This window comes from Mesorhizobium jarvisii (assembly GCF_003601985.1).
Classification (GTDB): domain Bacteria; phylum Pseudomonadota; class Alphaproteobacteria; order Rhizobiales; family Rhizobiaceae; genus Mesorhizobium; species Mesorhizobium jarvisii.
In genome coordinates this window covers 451,019-468,942 of record NZ_QZXA01000003.1, presented here as the reverse complement: position 1 = coordinate 468,942, position 17,924 = coordinate 451,019, and the positions used below count along the sequence as shown (strand labels likewise).

The window sequence follows — 17,924 nt, the reverse complement described above, 5'->3', positions numbered from 1 at the left end:
CACGGCTGGCGTCAAGAACTGGCTGGTCTAGCCGGCCTCGGCAGAACTGGTCAGGCGTGTTTGCCTGATCTTCTCCATAAGATCGCTTAGGATGCCACGGGCTTCGGCCGATCCAACGTGATCAACGTAGTCTCGCGATTCTACAATCTCCCCATTTCGCACGCGCATGACGAAGATACAGGGATAGGAAACAGCCTGGCCGCTTTCGATCACGTGCCCCGCATAGCTGAATTCAGCCACGATGACCTCCGGATCGGCAGTCTCATGGACATGAATATTCGTCGGCTCCAATCTAATCGTCGGGGTGCCCTTCATTGCCCCAAAATGTCGCCGAAGTGCTTCGCGGCCGACAAGCTCAGGTCGTTTCAATGGGTCGAATGGGTGCACGACCGACGTGTTCTCCGCATACAATTCCGGCAGATCTGGGCTTGCTTCGCAAATCCCGCGCACCAATGCGAGGAATGTGTCTTTTGGTGTCCGTGTTGACGGCAATCGATACTCCTTTAAGTCTTCAAATGGTGGTGCAACCACGCTTGATCGCCGTGCTTCGGCATGGCCGGGCAGCGTGCCACCGGCGGCGGCGCAGAACGGATCATCTCTCATCTGGCCGCTGGTCTCAAGAAAGCATGGATGCCGGCCTTCCTTGATGGCAGGACATGCGCAGCGGCACCGCACGAAGACGTGGCCAGTTGGCCCTCCGCTTGGCCCAGAACTTTGAGCAATGAGTGCTTGACTGAAAATTGAATCGATCTAATTTGCCGCGCAAAGCCATTTCTTGACCGGATTCGAGCCATGTATGCGCAAAACGCCATGCAGACTGCCATTCGCGGGCGATGGGCCGTGGCGGCCATTTTCCTCGCCAATGGCTTCCTGACCGGTAGCTGGGCGCCGCAGATCCCTGTGTTCCTGACCCGGCTCGACATTTCGAAATTCACGCTTGGCCTGCTGATCCTTTTGTTCGGCGCCGGTGCAGTCACCGCCATGACCTGGTGCGGCCACCTGATCTCGAAACATGGCTCGCGCACCGTGCTGCGCTGGTTCGGCCTGTGCGGCAGCCTCGGCCTGCTGGTCGTGGCGCTGGCGCCCAACGTGCCGCTGGCGGCCATCGCCATGTTCATTTTCGGCGGCTCGATCGGCGGCATGGATGTCGCCATGAACGCCAATGCGGTGGTGGTGGAGCGAAAGATGTCGCGCGCCATCATGTCCTCCTCGCACGGCTTCTGGAGCCTCGGCGGTTTCGCCGGCGGCGGCCTCGGCGGCTTTGCCATCCAGCACTATGGCCACCTCGCCCATGCCGCGGTCGTGACCGTGCTTGCCTTCGCGGCGATCGCGATGGCGGTCGGCTATCTCGTCGCCGAGGACAGGCCACAGGCGGCCGAGCATCACAGATTCACGCTGCCGGCAAACCCGCTGGTCTACCTGATCGGCCTGATGGCTCTGCTGACGATGATCTCCGAGGGCGCGGTGCTCGATTGGGCGGCGCTGTATCTGCGACAAGAACTCGGCGCCGACCTTGCCGTCGCCGGCCTTGCCTATGCCGCCTTTTCCGGCGTCATGGCGATCATGCGCTTCTTCGGCGATGGCGTGCGCAACCGCTTCGGCGCGGTGACGACGCTGCGCGGCTCGGCTGTCGTCGCCGCCACCGGCATGCTGATCGCCGGCCTGTCGCCCTCGCCCTGGCTCGCCATCGCCGCCTTTGCCCTTTGCGGCTCAGGCATCGCCAATATGGTGCCGATCATCTTTTCGGCGGGCGGCAACCAGGAAGGCATGTCGTCGGGCACCGGCATGAGCGTTGTCACCACCATGGGCTATTCCGGCATCTTGGTGGCGCCGTCGGCGATCGGCTTCGTCGCCGAGCATTCCAACTTCGGACCGATCTTCATCGCCATGTCGGTGCTGCTGATCGTCGTCTTGCTGATGGCGGGCCTCGCTCACCGCGCCGAATTCGCCGCCGTGCCCGCCGAATAGCGCTTCAACTCCTCGTGGAGAAAATCCGCCACGCGGCGGATGCGCACGCTGCTGCGCACATCGCGATGCATCGCCAGCCATACCGGCAGGCTTGGCAGCGGCAGGCCGGGCAGCACCTTCTCCACCAGCGGGTCGCGATCGGCCAGCGGCTCCTGACCGAGGCCAATGCCGTTTCCCGCCCGCACCGCCTCCCACAGGACGACCTGGTTGTCCGCCCTGAAACGGAAACTGCTCCGGGTGACCGGGAGGCCGAATTGCGTAAAGCCCCGGATCATCTCGTCGCTGCGGTCGAAGCCGATCAAGGGGTGATCGGTAAGGTCGGCCGGCCCAAGCGGGCGGCCGCGCCGGTCGAGATAGGAAATGGCCGCGCAGGCGCAGAGCGGGATGTCGCAGACCTTGCGTGCCACCAGTTCGTTCTGCGCCGGCTTGACCATGCGGATGGCGATGTCGGCGTCCCGGCGCAGCAGGTTCTCGACCTGGTTCGAGGCAACGATCTCGACCTCGATGCCGGGTTCCTCGATGCCGAGCCGTGCGGTCATGTCGGGCAGCACATAGGCCGCCACCACTTCGCTGGCGGCGATGCGCACCGTGCCTTCGATTGCCTCGACCGAACCCAGCGCCAGGCGTGAAAACGCGCTCGCCTGCTCGCTGACCGTCTTGCCGCGTTCGAACAGCGTGGCGCCGGCTTCCGTCAGCGCATAGCCGCTACGCCCGCGCCTGAACAGCGTGACACCGAGCGCCTGCTCCAATTCGCCGATGTGACGGCCAAGCGTCGGCTGGCTGGCCGACAGCTTGCGCGCGGCAGCCGACAAGCTGCCGGTTTCCGCGACCGTGACGAAGCTCTTGATCAAGTTCCAGTCGATATCAGCCATTCAATAATGAATATCAGAACTGCATCCATGGTCAATTTCAATTCATCAGTGAGGCAATCATATTCGCCCTGCAAACACCGATACGGACTGCAACCACCAACCAGGAGAATTCAAAATGACCAAGATCGCTCTCACCGCCGCCGCCCTCCTCATCGCCGCCAGCACGGCTTTTGCCGGCAGCGACAAGTTCGGCTCGAACGACGCCAGCCAGCCTGTCGTCGCCAGCACCGACGCCACGACCACCACCTCGATCGAGAAATCCGAGATCACCGATCAGAAGCCCCAGGGCAGCAACCGCGACCTCTTCGGCAGCCGCTGAACGGCGGTCCGCGGAAGATCCAGAAAGCGGCGGGCGCGTCCCGCCGCCTCAAACCCCCGTTGCTTCAAATTAAACAAGGAGACGAACAATGACCAAGATCGCAATTCTCGGCGCCAATGGCCGGCTCGGCCGCGTGGTTGCCAAGGCCTTCATCGACGCCGGCTTCGACGTCCGCACCGTCACCCGCACCGGCAATGTGCCGGCCGAGCTCGAAGGCGCCACGGCGGTTGCCGGCGATGCGCTGGACCGTCAATCGCTGATCCGTGCCACCGAGGGCGTCGATATCATCTTCAACGGCCTCAACCCGATCTACACCGACTGGGGCAAATGCTTGCCGATGGCCGAGAACGTCATGGCCGCCTGCCATGCCAACAACGCGCTGCATCTGTTCCCCGGCACCGTCTACAATTACGGCTCGCCTATGCCGGCGGTGATCACGGAAGACACGCCGTTCCATCCGACCACCGATAAGGGCCGTATCCGCTGCGCCATGGAGGATCTGTTCCGCCACGAGGCAGAGGCCAGCCGGGTGCGCACCATTCTGCTGCGCGCCGGCGACTTCTTCGGCGGCACCGGCAGCGGCTCCTGGTTCGACCTGGTCGTCGCCGCCAAGATCAGCAAGGGCGTCTACACCGCGCCCGGTCCCGCCGACCTCGTGCATGAATGGGCTTATCTGCCGGACTTCGCCGTGGGCTTCGTCGCACTGGCCAAGAATCTCGACAAGCTCGGCTCCTATGAGGCGCTGAACTTTCCAGGCCATGCCGTCACCGATGTTGAGATCAAGGCCGCTGCAGAAAAGGCGCTTGACCGGCCGCTCAAGATGACCTCGATGCCCTGGTGGGTGCTGCGCGCCGGCAGCCCGTTCGTGGCGATGTGGCGCGAGATCGTCTCGATGTCCTACCTGCGCTTCGAGCCGCATCGGTTGGCCTCGACGCGGCTGGAAGGCATCATCGGCGAAGTCCCGCACACGCCGCTCGATCAGGCGGTCGCCCAAGCCCTCGAGGACATCGGCATCGCCACTGTGAAGAGCATGAAGGCTGCCTGAGTTAAGCCGTCGGGCCATGTCCGTCACGAACCGAAAAGGCGGCTCAGAGCCGCCCCATCAGCAGCAACACCAGGATCACCACCAGCACCACACCGACGATGCCAGAGGGTCCATAACCCCAGGAGCGCGAATGCGGCCAGGCTGGCACCGCGCCGATCAGGACAAGGATCAGGACTATGATGACAAGGGTGCTGATCGGCATGAGAAATTCCCTGCATTGAGTTTGCCCAAGGACGATGCTTTCGCATGACGCCGGGGGGAACAATGCAAAAGGCCGCCCGGTTGTTCCGGGCGGCCTTTGCCTTTCAGATTGGCAAGCCTGCCTACTCGGCGGCTTTTGGAAAGGCGATCGCGGGTTCCGCGCCGGCGTCCGCCGTCGGCGTCTCCGACGAGATTTCGCCCTTGCCGCGCCGGAACAGCCGGCTGATCAGGCCGCGCCGTGCGCCTGGCTTGACCTTGGCGCGGGTGAACACCATCAGCATCGACGGCGTCACCACCAGCGTCAGCACCGTGGCGAAGGAGAGGCCGAAGACGATCGCCGAGGACAGCGAAATCCACCATTGCGTCGACGGCGCGTTGATCGTCGTCTCGTGATGGAAGATCTCCAGCCCGAGGCCGAAGGCGATCGGCAGCACGCCGAGGATGGCCGACACCGCCGTCAGCACCACCGGTCGCGCACGCTCGCGGCAGGTCTGCAGCACGGCATCCATCTTGTCCCAGCCCTCTTCGCGCAGCCGGTCATAGGTGTCGATCAGCACGATGTTGTTGTTCACCACCACGCCGGCCAGCGCGATGACGCCGATGCCCGACATGACGATGCCGAACGTCTCGCCTGTTATCAGCAGTCCCAGGAAAACGCCGATCGTCGCCATGACCACGCAGGACAGCACCAGCCAGACGCTGGTGAACTTGTTGAACTGCGCCAAAAGCACCAGGAAGATCAGGAAGATCGCCGCACCGAAGGCCTTGCTGAGGAAGGCGCTGGCTTCGGCGCTGTCCTCGTTCGAGCCGGCCAGTTTCCAGCGGATGCCGCTGCCGAGATTCATGTCGGTGACGGCCTGGGTGACCTCCTGCTGCACGGCGGCGACCTGCTTGCCGGCGGCGACGTTGGCCTGCACCACAACGGTGCGGGCGCCGTCGATGCGGTTGAGGATGCCGACGCTTGGCTTGGCCTTGCGGACGACAAAGTTCGAAATCGGCACCGACCCTTGCGAGGTCTGCACCCTGAGCTCGTCGAGCGTCGACAGCGTGCGCCGGTCCTCCGGCAAGCGCAGCCGGATGTCGACCGCCTTGTCGGCGCCGGCAGGCCGGTATTCCGACAGCTTCAGGCCGTTGGTGACGAGCTGCACCACCGTCCCGACCGAGGTCGGGCTGATGCCGTACTGCGCAGCCTTGGCGCGGTCGACCTCGAGTGCCCAGTCGACGCCGGGCGGCGGCAGGCCGTCGGAAACGTCGATGACGCCGGGAACCTTGGCGATGCGCGCCGCAACCGCACGCGCCTTCTCGTCCAATCCCTTTGGGTCGATGGCCGAGAGCCTGATCTGGATCGGCTTGCCGGTCGGCGGACCGGCTTCCGGGACGCGGACCTCGACGTCGACGCCGGGAATGCCGGCCATGACGCCACGCAGATCGTTCAGGATCTGGTTCGCCGATTTGCGCTCGCGCCAGTCGATGAATTCGTACTGGATGACGCCGACGACATCCTCGGGCACATCCTGGCCGCCGCCTTCGGACTTGCCGACGCGGGTATAGACCGACTTGAGGCCCGGCCAGCCGAGCAGCCGGTTTTCGGCGATCTTGGTCGCCGTGTCCATTTCGGCCAGCGAAAGGTTGCCGCGGGCATGCACATAGAGCAGGCCGTAGTCGGGCTCCACGCTCGGGAAGAACTCGACGCCGGCGCCGTACTTCGAATAGCCAACGAAGATGCCGGCCAGCAAGACGACGGTGAGCACCAGCACGGTGATGGGGAAGCGCACCGCCTGCTTGACGACCGCCATGTACCAGCCGTCGCGATTGTCGTCGGCGTGATGCTCCGGCGCCTTGGCGAAGATCGCGCCAAGCGTCGGCGCGAAGACCAGCGCATAGAGCATCGACGCCGACAGCGTGACGATCAGCGTGATCGGCATGTACTTCATGAAGTCGCCGATGATGCCTGGCCAGAACAGCAGCGGCGAGAAGGCGGCGATACGCGTCATCGTCGCCGCGATGACCGGTCCGGCCATGCGCTTGGCGGCAAGCGCGAAGGCTTCCTGCTTCGGCATGCCTTCGCTCATCCGCCGTTCGGCGAATTCGGTGACGATGATGGCGTCGTCCACCAGCATGCCGACCGCCAGGATAAGGCTGAACAGCACGATCATGTTGATCGTGTAGCCCATCATCGCCAATAGCAGGATGCCGATCAGGAAGGACGACGGGATGGCGAGGCCAATGAGCAGCGAGGCACGGCCGGACAGCGCGTAGAGGATGACGATGAACACCAGGATGACGGCGATCATCACGTGGTTCTGCAGATCACCCAGCAGCTGGTTGACGAAGACCGACTTGTCCTGCGTGTAGGTGACGTGCATCCCCTCGGGCATGGTTTTGACGAAGGCGTCGGACACCGCCCTCACCTTGGTCAACGTATCGATCAGATTGGCGCCGATGCGCTTCTTGACCTCGATGGCGATGGCCGGCTTGCCGTTGAGGCGCGTGATCGTCGTGGCGTCGGCGAAGGTCGAGCGGATCGTCGCGATGTCCTTGGCCTGCACCACGGCATTGGGGCCGGCAACCACCGGCAGCGCCGCGACATCCTCCGGCGTCTCGATCAGCGACGGCACCTTGACGGCGTATTTGCCTTGCGAGCCCTCGATATTGCCGGCGGCGACCAGGCTGTTGGAGGCGCCGACGGCGCCGATCAGCTGGTCAAGTTGCAGCCCGTATGAAGACAGCTTCATCGGATCGATGACGACCTCGACGAGATCGTCGCGCGAGCCCTGCAGCGAGCCTTCGAGAACGCCGGGCACCTCCTCGATGCGATCACGCAGTTCGCGCGCCGCGGCGGCCAGCACGCGTTCGGGCAATTCGCCCGACAGTGTGACGACAAGCACCGGGAATTCGGAAATGTTGACCTCGGTGACGACAGGCTCCTCGGCCGCTTGCGGCAGATCGGCCTTGCCGTCCTGCACCTTGGAGCGTGTATCCTGCAGTGCCGTCGCCAGATTGGTCTGCGGCTGGAACTCGACCAGCACATAGCCGCCGCCCTGGAAGGCGGCCGAGCGCATTTCCTTGAGGCCCTTCAGGCTTTTCAGCTTGCTTTCCATCGGCCGCAGCAGCAGGCGCTCGGAATCCTCCGGCGAGATGCCTTGATAGATCAGGCTGACATACATCATCGGAATCGGAACGTCGGGTTCCGCTTCCTTCGGCGTCGACTGATAGGCGACCCAGCCTGCAATCAGCAGGAAGACCAGGACCGAGATGGTCAACCGGGCATTGTTGATTGCGAGTCTGACGATATCCATGACTTATGCCTGTTGCTTTCGGGAGTGGCGAACGGACTGACATCGCCGGGCAGAGCCCGGCGCCGGCGTCGCTGCGCTACTGCGTCCCGGCGGTGGCTTCGCCGATCAGCTTGTTGATGGTCGCCTGGTCGGCCTCGACCGGCTTTACCTCATCGCCTTCCTTCACCAGTTCCTGGCCGGCGACGATGATGTGCGCATCGGCCGGGATGCCGCCAAGCACGAGGCCGGTCGGGGTGTCGTCGACCAGGTCGATCGGGAAGAACGCAACCTTGTTGTCCTTGCCGACGGCGCGGATGCCCAGATCGCCCTTGTCGCCCAGTGTCACCACCGAGCGTGGCAGCAGGACCGCGTCGGTCGGCAGCGCGCTGAGCTGGATTTCCGCCGTCATGCCGGCCGGCACCGAGCCGTCGGCATTGGGGATGGCGACCTCGACGCGGAAGGTACGGGTCGCCGACGACGCATCGCGGCTGATGTAGCGCACGGTGCCTTCGACGGTCTGGCCGCTGACCAGCCGGACGCCGGCCTTGTCGCCGATCTTGAGATAGCCGAGGTCGCGCTCGCTGATCTCGCCGCGGGCGATCACCGGATCGAGCTTGATGATGGTCGCCACCTCGCCGCCCTGCATGACCGAACTGCCAAGCTCCACTGGCACCCGGTCGATGACGCCGTCGAACGGCGCCTTGACCTCGTTGCGGTCGAGTTCGGCCTGCGCGGTATCCAGCAGGGATTGCGCCTGGGTCAAGTTGGAGCGGGCGGTGTCGAGCTGCAGCTTGGGCAGATTGCCGGTCCGGGCGAGCCGCTCGGCGGCATCGAGCTCGGCCTTGCGCTGCACCAGCAACTGCCTGGCGTTGTCGACGTTCGAGATCTTTTCTTCCGCCGCCAGCATCAGCACCAGGTCGCCGGTCTTGACATGATCGCCTTGCTTGACCGGCAGCTTGTCGATGACGCCGGCGACGCGGGTTGCCAGAACCGCGCGCTTGTCAGCCTCGGTTAGGCCGGAAATGCGGATGGCGCGCGCATAGGTCTTGCGCGGCGGCGTCACCACGGCAACGGTGCGCAACGGCGCCTTCGGTTCGGCCTCCGCCGTCTTTGGCTTGCTCGCGTCCTGCGCCTTGCCCTGCTCGACTTCGGCCGCCTTGGCCTTGTTGGCCGCTACGCTGCCGACCGATGAGAATTCGCCTGTCGCCATCCACGCCGCGAAACCAATGAGCACAACAATGGCTGCAAGCTTGTGAAACCTGATTTTAGGCATCGTCATTTTTCCACTGCGGGTTCAGCCAGCACCGCGCCTTCATGACGCGGGCGCGTCGCCGATATGGGTGCGCGCCTGACCGTGTTCAAATTGCCGTGATCGGCGAGCGCCGCTTCTACATCAAAGTTGCACTGCAATATAGCCTTAAAGTTGCAAGGCCATTACGGCATCGGGCAAGGTGAACCCGCCGCCATCCAGTTTTCGATCGCTTGATAGGTCGCTTCGGCAGAGCCCGGAGCCGGCTCACGATCCGAGCCCGGCGCCCAGCCCCAGGCGACAAGTTTATCGTCGCGGACATGCAGCGCGACATCGGTCAATTTGCGGTCGCCATTGCGCGCCGGATCCTTGATCTGGGCGCAGATTTCGGCCGAGGATTTACCGAACCAGGCCATCTCGGCCGGCGCCAAATGCCAACCCTCGGCGCCGGGTGGTCCGTGCAATGCATTGGAATTACTGGAGAAATGGCAGGTTGTGCAGCGCAGGCCCGGATTGCCGAAGCCCGATCCGTCGGTGCCGCGCTGGACGTTGAAGGCGTGCACAGATGTGGCGCCGTAATGCGCACCCGACCAGCGCGGCCGGTCGTCCGCGACATGACAATCGGCGCAGCGCGGATGTGAGAACACCGCATAGATCTTGTCCCATTCGGACAGGCCCTTGGCCATGTCGACCGTCGGGCTCGGTGATGTCTGGCTCTCCTGTGCGGTTGCGAAAGGCGCCGCCGAAAACAAGATGGCAGCAGGCGTCAGCATGATGAGAAGCTTCTTCATGCGAAGGCCACCATTGTCGACAGCGGCAACGTGCGGATGCGCTTGCCGGTGAGCGCGAAGATGGCATTGGCCAGCGCCGGTGCCGCCGGCGGTGTGCCAACCTCGCCGACGCCGCCCATCTTGTGGAAATTCTCCAGTATGGCGACTTCGAAGGTCGGGCACTGGAAGATCCGCATGGCGTCGAAATCGTGGAAGTTCGACTGTTCGACCATGCCGTCGGCGAAGGTGATCTGCTGTCCCATTGCCGCTGACAGGCCATAGATGGCGCCGGAAATCAGCTGTGCCTCGATGATGCCCGGATCGAGCGCTGTGCCGACATCGGCGGCGATCCATACCTTCTCGATGCGGATGCCCGCCGGGGTGTCCGCCACCTGGACGATCTCGCCGACCCAGCTGCCGAAAGATAGCGTGAAAGCCATGCCCTTGGCCTTGCCGGCGGGCAGTGCCTCGCCCCATTTCGCCATCGCGGCGACCTTCTCGACGACCTTCACCGCCGAGGGATAGGCGGCCATCAATCTCTTGCGCATCTCGACCGGATCGATTTTGCCGGCGGTGGCGATCTCGTCCATGAACCCTTCATGGAAGAAGCCGTTGATAGAACTGCCGACCGAGCGCCAGAAGCCGACGGGAATCGAGACGGGCGCCGCGACGCCGCTCACCCGATAGTTCGCAATGGTGTAGGGCTGGTCATAGGCCCCATCGACAATGGACTTGTCGGGACCGACCGGCGGTATCGAGGGAAACAGCCGGCGCAAGGTGCTGGCGATCACCGACGGCGAGGCGATCTTCATGTCGACGGCGACCGGCATGCCGTCGTCGCCAAGCCGCGCCTGGAACTTGCCGACCGCGGCCGGCCGGTAGGCGTCGTGGCGCATGTCCTCTTCGCGCGTCCAGGTCACCTTGATTGGGCGCCCGCCTGTCTCCTTCGCCATCAACGCGGCGCAAAGCGAGAAGTCCATCTCGGTACGGCGGCCAAAACCGCCGCCCATGAAGGTAGTGTGGACAGTGACCTTGTCCTGCCCGATGCCGACCGCGTTGGCGCAGAGCTGGCGCACCAGGGTCGGCGCCTGGTTGCCGCACCAGATGTCGAGGGCGCCATCGCTGAACCGCGCCGTGGCGTTCATCGGCTCCATGGTCGCATGCGCCAGATAGGGCACGGCATAGTCCGCCTCGACCATCCGTTCGCGCGGCGCGTCGGCGAAGGCGGTATCGACATCGCCATTGTCGCGCATTGCCGACCCCTTGGTGCCGAGCGCCTGTTTCAGCACGTCTGATATGGCAGCGCTGCCGAGCGGATATTCGGGATCCGCCCATTGGGCGTCGATGGCGTCGGCCGCCCTGAAGGCCGCCCAGGTATTTTGCGCGATGATGCCGAAGCCGTGGCCGTAATTCGTCTCGAGCGGCACGATCTTGATCACGCCGGGCATTTTCTCGGCTTTGGCGAGATCAGCCTTGACTGGCTTGGCCCAGAAGCGCGGGCTCATCTTCACCGTGCCGTAGAGCATATCCGGCAGCCTGACATCGATGCCGAAGATCGGCGCTCCGGTGACCTTGGCCAGCATGTCGATGCGCTTCTGCGGCTTTCCCAGCAGCTTCCAGTCGACTCTGTCCTTGAGCCTGACTTCGGCCGACGGCGCCATGGTGGCGGCAGCCGCGGCAACCGCGCCATAGGTCAGCGACTTGCCCGATGCCTTGTGCAGGATCGAACCGTTGGCTGTTTCCAGATCGGCGGCGGCAACGCCGAGTTTCTGCGCCGCGGCCGCGATCAGCAGATGCCGGGCTGCGGCGCCAGCCTGGCGCATCTTGTCGAAACCATCACGCGCTGAAGCCGAACCGCCGGTGGCCTGGACAGCAAGGAACTTGCCGACCACACCGAGACCTGAGCGCACCGCTTGCGCCGTCATGCCCTCGTCGAAGAAGGCGAACGGACCGCCCTCCTCGAGGATCGCCGCGTTGTAATAGGCGTAGGAGGCCGGGCCGTGCTCGACTTTGACCTGATCGAGACCGACATCGAGTTCTTCGGCGACCATGACGGCGAGCGTCGTCGAGATGCCTTGTCCCATCTCGGCGCGCGGCGCGACGATGGTGATGGTGTTGTCGGCGCCGATCTTCACATAGGGGTTGAAGGTCGCCTCACCCTTGCCGAGATCGGCCTCGAGCGGGTTCGGAAACGGTTTGCGATAATAGTAGTAGCCGACGGCAACGCCGCCCGCGACAGCGGCCGCGCCGATCAGGAACGTGCGGCGGGCGATCTTTCCGACACTGGCCATGATCAGAGCCCCGCCGTCTTGAGCGCCGCGGCCTTCCTGATGGCCGAGCGGATCTTCGGATAGGTGCCGCAGCGGCAGAGATTGCCGCCCATGGCGTTGTCGATATCGGCGTCGCTCGGGTCGGCGATCTCGTCGAGCAGCGCCACCGCGCTCATGATCTGGCCGGCCTGGCAATAGCCGCATTGCGCGACCTGTTCCTCCAGCCATGCCTGCTGCACCGGATGCAGCCTGTCCGCCGTGCCGATGCCTTCGATGGTGGTGACAGCGCCGCTGACCTGGCCGAGCGGAAGCGAGCAGGAGCGCACCGGCTGACCATCGACATGCACCGTGCAGGCGCCGCAGGCGGCAATGCCGCAGCCGAACTTCGGTCCCGTTTTGCCGATGAGATCGCGCAGCGCCCACAGCAGCGGCATGGCCGGATCGGCGTCGATGTCGAATGACTGCCCGTCGACGGTGAGGCGCATGGGATACCCTTTTGTTGTCGTCCACAGCCCTGGAGCGAAGCGTCCCCCTTGGGTCGCTTCGTCTCGATACAGATTGACAAATTCCGTCATTTTGTCAATTTAGATTTTGCAGGATAATGTCGCTCCATGAATCAGAACGAAGACATCGCCGCCATCGACCCCAAACGCGTCCGTATCCTGGATGGCGCAATGAAGGTGTTTTTGGCCTATGGCTTCTCCCGCACCACCATGGACGACATTGCCCGCGCCGCCGACATGTCGCGTCCGGCGCTTTATCTTCAGTTCAAGAACAAGACCGACATTTTCCGCGCTATCGCCATGATGGTGCTGTCGCGCTCGGTCGCTGCGGCAAAAATGGCTCTGGCCGGCGATGATGCTTTCACCGAGCGCATGATGCGAGCCATCGACGAAGCTTTCATCTCGATGATGAGCGCCGTCGTTGCCTCCCCTCATGGCGCCGAATTGCTGGACATGAAATCGAGCCTCGGCGATCTCGTCGGGTGCTGGCGCGGCGGCCTTGTCGAACATATCGCCGCCGCGATCCATGGCGAGGCGGCCAGGAACGGCGTCGACCTGGCGGCCAGGGGGCTGTCGACGCAACTGCTTGCCGACATGCTGCTCGATGGGCTGGAAGGCATGAAGGCGCGGATCAGCGATCCCGAGGGGCAGCGGCAGGCGGCCGCCGCCCTGGTCAAGGTGATCGACCTGGCGTTGAAAGCCTGATGAAGCCTAGGCGTGTCGGGGTTCCGCTCAGGCGCGGCGGCGCTCCGCTTCCGGGTTCTTGCGCACCGCGAGGAATTCCTTGACCCGCCGGCCGGGTGCGGGGCCGCGCACCGGCTTGAAACCGTCATCGAGTTCGCCGGAGAGATCGAGCGTCGGCCGCTTGCCGACGGCATCCTAGTTTTCTTCCAGCCAGTCGCTAGCGGCGGTGCGGCCGAGATCGCGCAGATAGGTCAGGAAGGCCCATTCGGCGTTGACCTTCGATGACGCCGACAGGTCCTTGAAAGCCTCGTCGGCATCGATGCGGTGCATGCGGATGTCGCGATACTCGCCATGCGGCAGCCGGCCGGCGGCGATCAGTTCCTTGACGAAGGCGATCGAGCGGAATTCGCGCAGCAGCCCGGCATTGAAAGTGATTTCGTCGATGCGGTTCTGGATCTCGTTGGCGCTCCTGGGCGTTCCTTCGCGCACCACCGGATTGATCTGCACCAGCAGCACATCCTCGGTCGCCGCCGTCTTGAAAAACGGATAGAGCGCCGGGTTGCCGCCATAGCCGCCATCCCAATAGGGCACGCCCTTGATCTCGACAGCGCGGAACAATTGCGGCAGGCAAGCCGAGGCCATAACCGTGTCGAGGTCGATCTCGCCATCGGAAAAGACCCGCAGTTGCCCGGTCTCGACATTGGTGGCGGAGATGAACAGTTCCATCGACTTGCAGGCGCGCACATTGCTGAAATCGATCTCCTGCGCCACCACGTCGCGCAGCGGATTGAGCCCGAGCGGGTTGGCGACATAGGGCGAGAACACCCGCGACATGGTGTCGAAGAAGACATAGCCCGGCGTGTTCTCGATCGACCAATTGCCCCAGGCGACGTCCCACGGCATGCGCTGCACCGGGCTGAACCGGCCCTTCGCCGCCACCGCGCGCCAGAAATCGTCGAGTTTTTGCCGCGCACCGTCGACCCCGCCACGCACAAATCCATCGGCCAGCGCCACCGCGTTCATGGCGCCGGCGCTGGTGCCGGACACCGCCGATATCTCCAGCCTGCCGTCCTCCAGCAGCCGGTCGAGCACGCCCCAGGAGAATGCACCGTGCGAACCACCGCCCTGAAGTGCGATGTTGATCTTCTTGTTTTCCTCCGCCTTGCCGTTCTTCGTCATGGCGTTCCTGTCGTCCTTATGCGCCAGCCTGCCACAACGCATGGAAGGAAGCAGCTATCGGCGGCCTATGTTGCAGTGCAGCATATAAGGACGGACCAAGGCAAGAACACGAACACGGTCGCGTGATCACATGAAATTTCGGTCATGAGAGAAAAGCCCCCTCCGCTCGAAGCGGAGAGGCTGTGTCCTTGGATCAGAGATGCCTAGGCGACCAGATCGGGCACCGGGCCGACATAGCGCGATTGCGGACGGATCAGCCGTCCGGTCGTCTGCTGCTCGCGCGCATGCGCGATCCAGCCGGCAACGCGACCGACGGCGAACACATTGCTGAAGGCCTGTGGCGGGAACCCAGCCGCTTCCAGCACCAGTGCGGTGTAGAACTCGACATTGGTCTGCAGCGAGCGCTGCGGCTTGGCGATCCGCAACACCTCGAGCGCCGTCTTTTCGACCGCCTCGGCGAAAGCCAGCCGGCGGCCGGTCTCGCCCTCGCCGCCAAGCTGCCGCACGACTGCTTTCAGCACATCGGCGCGCGGATCGCGAACACGGTAGATGCGATGGCCGAACCCCATGATCCGCCTGCCATGCGCGATCTCGTTGCGCAGCCAGCCGGCCGCATCGCCATGCGCCTCGATCGCGTCGAGCATCTCGATCACCGGGCCGGGCGCACCTCCATGCAGCGGCCCCTTGAGCGCGCCGAGTCCGGCCAGTACCGACGAGGTCAGGCCAGCCAATGTCGAAGCAACGACGCGCGTGGCGAAGGTCGAGGCGTTGAGGCCGTGGTCGCAGACGGTCACCAGATAGGTGTCGAGCGCTTTTGCCAATGCCGGCGACGGAACGGAGCCCCGAAGCATGCGCAACATGTCGGCGGCATGGTCGGCCTTGCCATCCGGCGCGACTGGCTGCTCGCCGCGCTGCAGGCGCAGCAAGGCAGGCGTCAGCACGGCGGGCGCCGCGATCAGCCGCAGCGCGTCCGCCAGTGTTTCGCCGTCTGGCAGCAGAGCCATGCCGGCGCGCATGGCGCTGTAGATGTCGAGTGGCGCCAGCAGCGACAGCGAAGGCCGGGTCCGCTCAAACACCTCGACACGCGCCTCGCCCAGTTGCGCAGCCAGTTCGGTATCGCCGGGCAGATCCTCGAAGAAGCCGTCGAGCAACAGCCGGACGACCTGCGGAAAGCTCCAGCGTCCGGCCAGTTCCGCCAGCGAATGACCACGGATCGTCAGGCGGCCGCCCAGACCATCCACGTCGGACAACACGGTTTCGGCCGCCACCACATCATCGAGTCCATTCGCCATAGCCTTGTCTCCTTGAACCTTTTCCGGATCGGAGATAAGGCTGGTCAACCCAAGCATCAATCTTGATCAATAGAATCAATATCAGAGCCGAAAATGTCGGAATGGCTATCGCGGGAAGAGGCGCTGGAAAGGCTGCGGGTGCGGCCGCAGACGCTCTATGCCTATGTCAGCCGCGGGCGCATCGGCATGCGTCCCGACCGCGCCGATCCACGCCGCAGCCAGTATCGCGCCGACGACATCGCGGCGCTGGCAACACGCCGGGCGCGCGGACGCAGCCCCTCGGCCATCGCCGAAAGCGCGATTGCCTGGGGCGAGCCGTCCATCGCAACGGCGATTTCGACCGTCCGGCACGGTCACCTCATCTATCGGGGCCGGGACGCCGCCATGCTGTCCGACCATGCCTCGCTGGAAGAAACCGCCGCTGTGCTTTGGGCCTTGCCTGAACCGGTCCGTTTTGAAGCGCCGCTGCCGGATGCGCCACGCCAGCCCGGCCGAGCCTCGGCCTTTGCGCAACTTGCCTTGCTGGCCGGCCAGGCTCGGCCTTTGCTTGGACGCAGCGCCGCCTCGATATGTGCCGACGCCGCGCGCGCAATCGGCGTGCTGGCCGGCGCCCTCGGTGCCGAGGCGGGGGCCGATCCGGTGCACCGGCGATTGGCACGGGGCTGGTCGGTCGATGAGGGTGGCGCCGATGCGATCCGGCGCGCCCTTGTGCTGCTCGCCGATCACGAGCTGAATGCATCGACCTTCGCGGCCCGCGTCGCGGCCTCCACCGGCGCCTCGCCCGCCGCTTGCCTGCTGGCGGGTCTGGCAACACTCTCCGGTCCGCGCCATGGCGGTGCCGGCGAAGCAGTGATGCAGCTTGCTGAAGATGCGGCGCGGCATGGCGCCGACGCCGCGATCCGGCGCTGGCTCGGCCACGACAGGCCGCTGCCGGGGTTCGGCCACCAACTCTATCCCGAGGGTGATCCCCGGGCCACGGCACTCCTGGCAGCCATCGGCAACACCGATGAGACCTTGCGATTGCTGGAGATCGCCGCCATCGCAGCGACCGGCGCCCGGCCGAATATCGATTTTGCCCTGGCCGTGCTGACGCGCAGCCTCGGCCTGCCGCGCGATGCGCCGTTCCATCTGTTCGCGCTTGGGCGCAGCGTCGGCTGGGCAGCCCATATGGTCGAACAGATCATGAGCGGCAGCATCATCAGGCCACGCGGCCGCTATGAAGGGCTGTTGCCCTGACAGCTTCTTGCCTGATGCGGTTTCGCGCCCGGGCTCAACTTTGTCAGCCGTCAGGCGGAGTTGGCATTGGTCCCGAACCGCGCCCGGTACGCGGCGGGCGTCGTGGCGAATTGCCGGCGGAAATGATGCCGCAGCGTCGCCGCAGCGCCAAAGCCGGCGGTCTCGGCAATCCGCTCGATCGGCATGCTCGTGTCTTCCAGCAAAGTGCGCGCCCGCGAAAGTCGTTCTGAAAGCAGCCATCGCGCCGGCGTGACACCGGTCGCGGCCGCGAACCGGCGCAAAAATGTCCGCTCGCTCATCCCGGCAAGACCGGCCAGGGTGGCGACGGAATAGTCGTCGGCAATGTCAGCGCGCATTCTGTCGATCAACGGTCCAAGCCGGCCGCGTTCGTGCGGCTCGGGAACGGAACTCTCTACATACTGGGCCTGGCCGCCGTCGCGATGCGGCGGCACGACCAGGCGGCGTGCCACCATGTTGGCCGCCTTGGTGCCGAAGTCGCGCCGCACCAGATGCAGGCACAGGTCGATGCCCGCCGCGCTGCCGGCCGATGTCAGCACGTTTCCCTCATCGATGTACAAAACGTCAGGGACCACGGTGATGTCGGGATACATCTCCCTCAGCCTGTCGCTGTAGCGCCAATGCGTGGTTGCCTTCTTGCCCGACAGCAGGCCAGCCGCGGCAAGCACGAAGACGCCCGAGCAGATGGACAGGATGCGCGCGCCCCGCTCACTGGCCTCGCGAAGCGCCTCGATAAGCAATGGCGGCACCGGACAGTCCACACCGCGCCATCCCGGCACGATCACGGTGCCGGCCTCGCCGATCAGATCGGGTCCGCCATCGGTGACGATGCGCACGCCGCCCATTGCACGCATTTCGCCGGCGTCGATGCCGGCGACGGCAAAGCGGTACCAATCCACGCCCATCTCCGGTCTGGGCAAGGCGAACATCTCGGCCGCCACGCCAAACTCGAACGTGCACAGCCCGTCATAGGCGACGGCAACGACCAGCGGGTTGGCAGGAGGCACATTTGGCATGATCTTGACGATATATGGCAAAGC

General features: G+C 64.6%; 15 protein-coding genes and 1 pseudogene. 5 read left to right on the top strand and 11 right to left on the bottom strand.

From position 1 onward, the window contains the following. Nucleotides 1-27: 27 nt before the first annotated feature. Nucleotides 28-603 (bottom strand): nuclear transport factor 2 family protein, encoded by a 576-nt coding sequence (locus tag D3242_RS09860; protein ID WP_223217847.1) that lies wholly within the window; start codon nt 601-603, stop codon nt 28-30. Between the two features lie 189 nt (nt 604-792). On the opposite strand from D3242_RS09860, the gene D3242_RS09855 reads away from it, so the two are divergent. Next, nucleotides 793-1,968: an MFS transporter gene (locus D3242_RS09855; protein WP_064981176.1), complete on the top strand. Its 1,176-nt coding sequence runs from the start codon at nt 793-795 to the stop codon at nt 1,966-1,968. On the opposite strand, the gene D3242_RS09850 is transcribed toward D3242_RS09855, so the two are convergent. Next, on the bottom strand, nt 1,932-2,840 hold the full coding sequence (locus D3242_RS09850; RefSeq protein ID WP_019861685.1) for a LysR family transcriptional regulator: 909 nt from the start codon (nt 2,838-2,840) through the stop codon (nt 1,932-1,934). The genes D3242_RS09855 and D3242_RS09850 overlap by 37 nt on opposite strands. 115 nt (nt 2,841-2,955) lie before the next feature. Between D3242_RS09850 and D3242_RS09845 the strand changes: the two genes are divergently transcribed. Together D3242_RS09845 and D3242_RS09840 are read left to right on the top strand one after the other, a co-directional pair. Beyond that, the gene (locus tag D3242_RS09845) at nt 2,956-3,159 is read left to right on the top strand and encodes a DUF680 domain-containing protein (RefSeq protein WP_019861686.1); all 204 of its coding nucleotides are present in this window, start codon (nt 2,956-2,958) and stop codon (nt 3,157-3,159) included. Nucleotides 3,160-3,247: 88 nt separating this feature from the next. Beyond that, the gene (locus D3242_RS09840) at nt 3,248-4,204 is read left to right on the top strand and encodes an SDR family oxidoreductase (protein WP_038650205.1); all 957 of its coding nucleotides are present in this window, start codon (nt 3,248-3,250) and stop codon (nt 4,202-4,204) included. 43 nt (nt 4,205-4,247) lie between these two features. Here the strand turns inward: D3242_RS09840 and D3242_RS09835 are convergent, their stop codons facing one another. The 6 genes from D3242_RS09835 to D3242_RS09810 form a co-directional block, all read right to left on the bottom strand. Further along, complete coding sequence (locus D3242_RS09835; RefSeq protein ID WP_019861688.1) at nt 4,248-4,406, bottom strand: DUF3309 family protein; 159 nt, start codon at nt 4,404-4,406, stop codon at nt 4,248-4,250. Nucleotides 4,407-4,527: 121 nt separating this feature from the next. Further along, the gene (locus tag D3242_RS09830; protein WP_019861689.1) at nt 4,528-7,704 is read right to left on the bottom strand and encodes an efflux RND transporter permease subunit; all 3,177 of its coding nucleotides are present in this window, start codon (nt 7,702-7,704) and stop codon (nt 4,528-4,530) included. 76 nt (nt 7,705-7,780) lie between these two features. Continuing rightward, a complete protein-coding gene (locus tag D3242_RS09825) occupies nt 7,781-8,956 on the bottom strand; it encodes an efflux RND transporter periplasmic adaptor subunit (protein ID WP_081295922.1) in 1,176 nt (391 codons plus the stop codon). A 161-nt stretch (nt 8,957-9,117) separates the two neighbouring features. After that, nucleotides 9,118-9,723 carry a hypothetical protein gene (locus D3242_RS09820; RefSeq protein WP_064981179.1) on the bottom strand — a complete coding sequence of 202 codons (606 nt, stop codon included), beginning with the start codon at nt 9,721-9,723 and terminating at the stop codon, nt 9,118-9,120. Continuing rightward, nucleotides 9,720-11,993 carry a xanthine dehydrogenase family protein molybdopterin-binding subunit gene (locus D3242_RS09815; RefSeq protein WP_064981181.1) on the bottom strand — a complete coding sequence of 758 codons (2,274 nt, stop codon included), beginning with the start codon at nt 11,991-11,993 and terminating at the stop codon, nt 9,720-9,722. Before D3242_RS09815 ends, D3242_RS09820 begins: the two co-directional genes overlap by 4 nt. A 2-nt stretch (nt 11,994-11,995) precedes the next feature. Then, a complete protein-coding gene (locus tag D3242_RS09810; protein ID WP_019861693.1) occupies nt 11,996-12,457 on the bottom strand; it encodes a (2Fe-2S)-binding protein in 462 nt (153 codons plus the stop codon). Between the two features lie 126 nt (nt 12,458-12,583). Here D3242_RS09810 and D3242_RS09805 point away from each other — a divergent pair, with 126 nt between their 5' ends. Beyond that, nucleotides 12,584-13,180, top strand: a complete 597-nt coding sequence (locus D3242_RS09805; protein WP_019861694.1) for a TetR/AcrR family transcriptional regulator — start codon at nt 12,584-12,586, stop codon at nt 13,178-13,180. Nucleotides 13,181-13,207: 27 nt separating this feature from the next. Here D3242_RS09805 and D3242_RS09800 read toward each other — a convergent pair. Continuing rightward, nucleotides 13,208-14,338, bottom strand: a pseudogene (locus D3242_RS09800) (patatin-like phospholipase family protein). Nucleotides 14,339-14,541: 203 nt separating this feature from the next. After that, complete coding sequence (locus D3242_RS09795) at nt 14,542-15,630, bottom strand: citrate synthase/methylcitrate synthase (RefSeq protein WP_064981718.1); 1,089 nt, start codon at nt 15,628-15,630, stop codon at nt 14,542-14,544. A 93-nt stretch (nt 15,631-15,723) separates the two neighbouring features. On the opposite strand from D3242_RS09795, the gene D3242_RS09790 reads away from it, so the two are divergent. Continuing rightward, nucleotides 15,724-16,866 (top strand): citrate synthase, encoded by a 1,143-nt coding sequence (locus tag D3242_RS09790; RefSeq protein ID WP_064981183.1) that lies wholly within the window; start codon nt 15,724-15,726, stop codon nt 16,864-16,866. A gap of 50 nt (nt 16,867-16,916) precedes the next feature. Here the strand turns inward: D3242_RS09790 and ftrA are convergent, their stop codons facing one another. Further along, entirely contained in the window at nt 16,917-17,900 is a 984-nt protein-coding gene (gene ftrA / locus D3242_RS09785; RefSeq protein WP_038653473.1) for a transcriptional regulator FtrA, read from the bottom strand. Between the last annotated feature and the right edge of the window lie 24 nt (nt 17,901-17,924).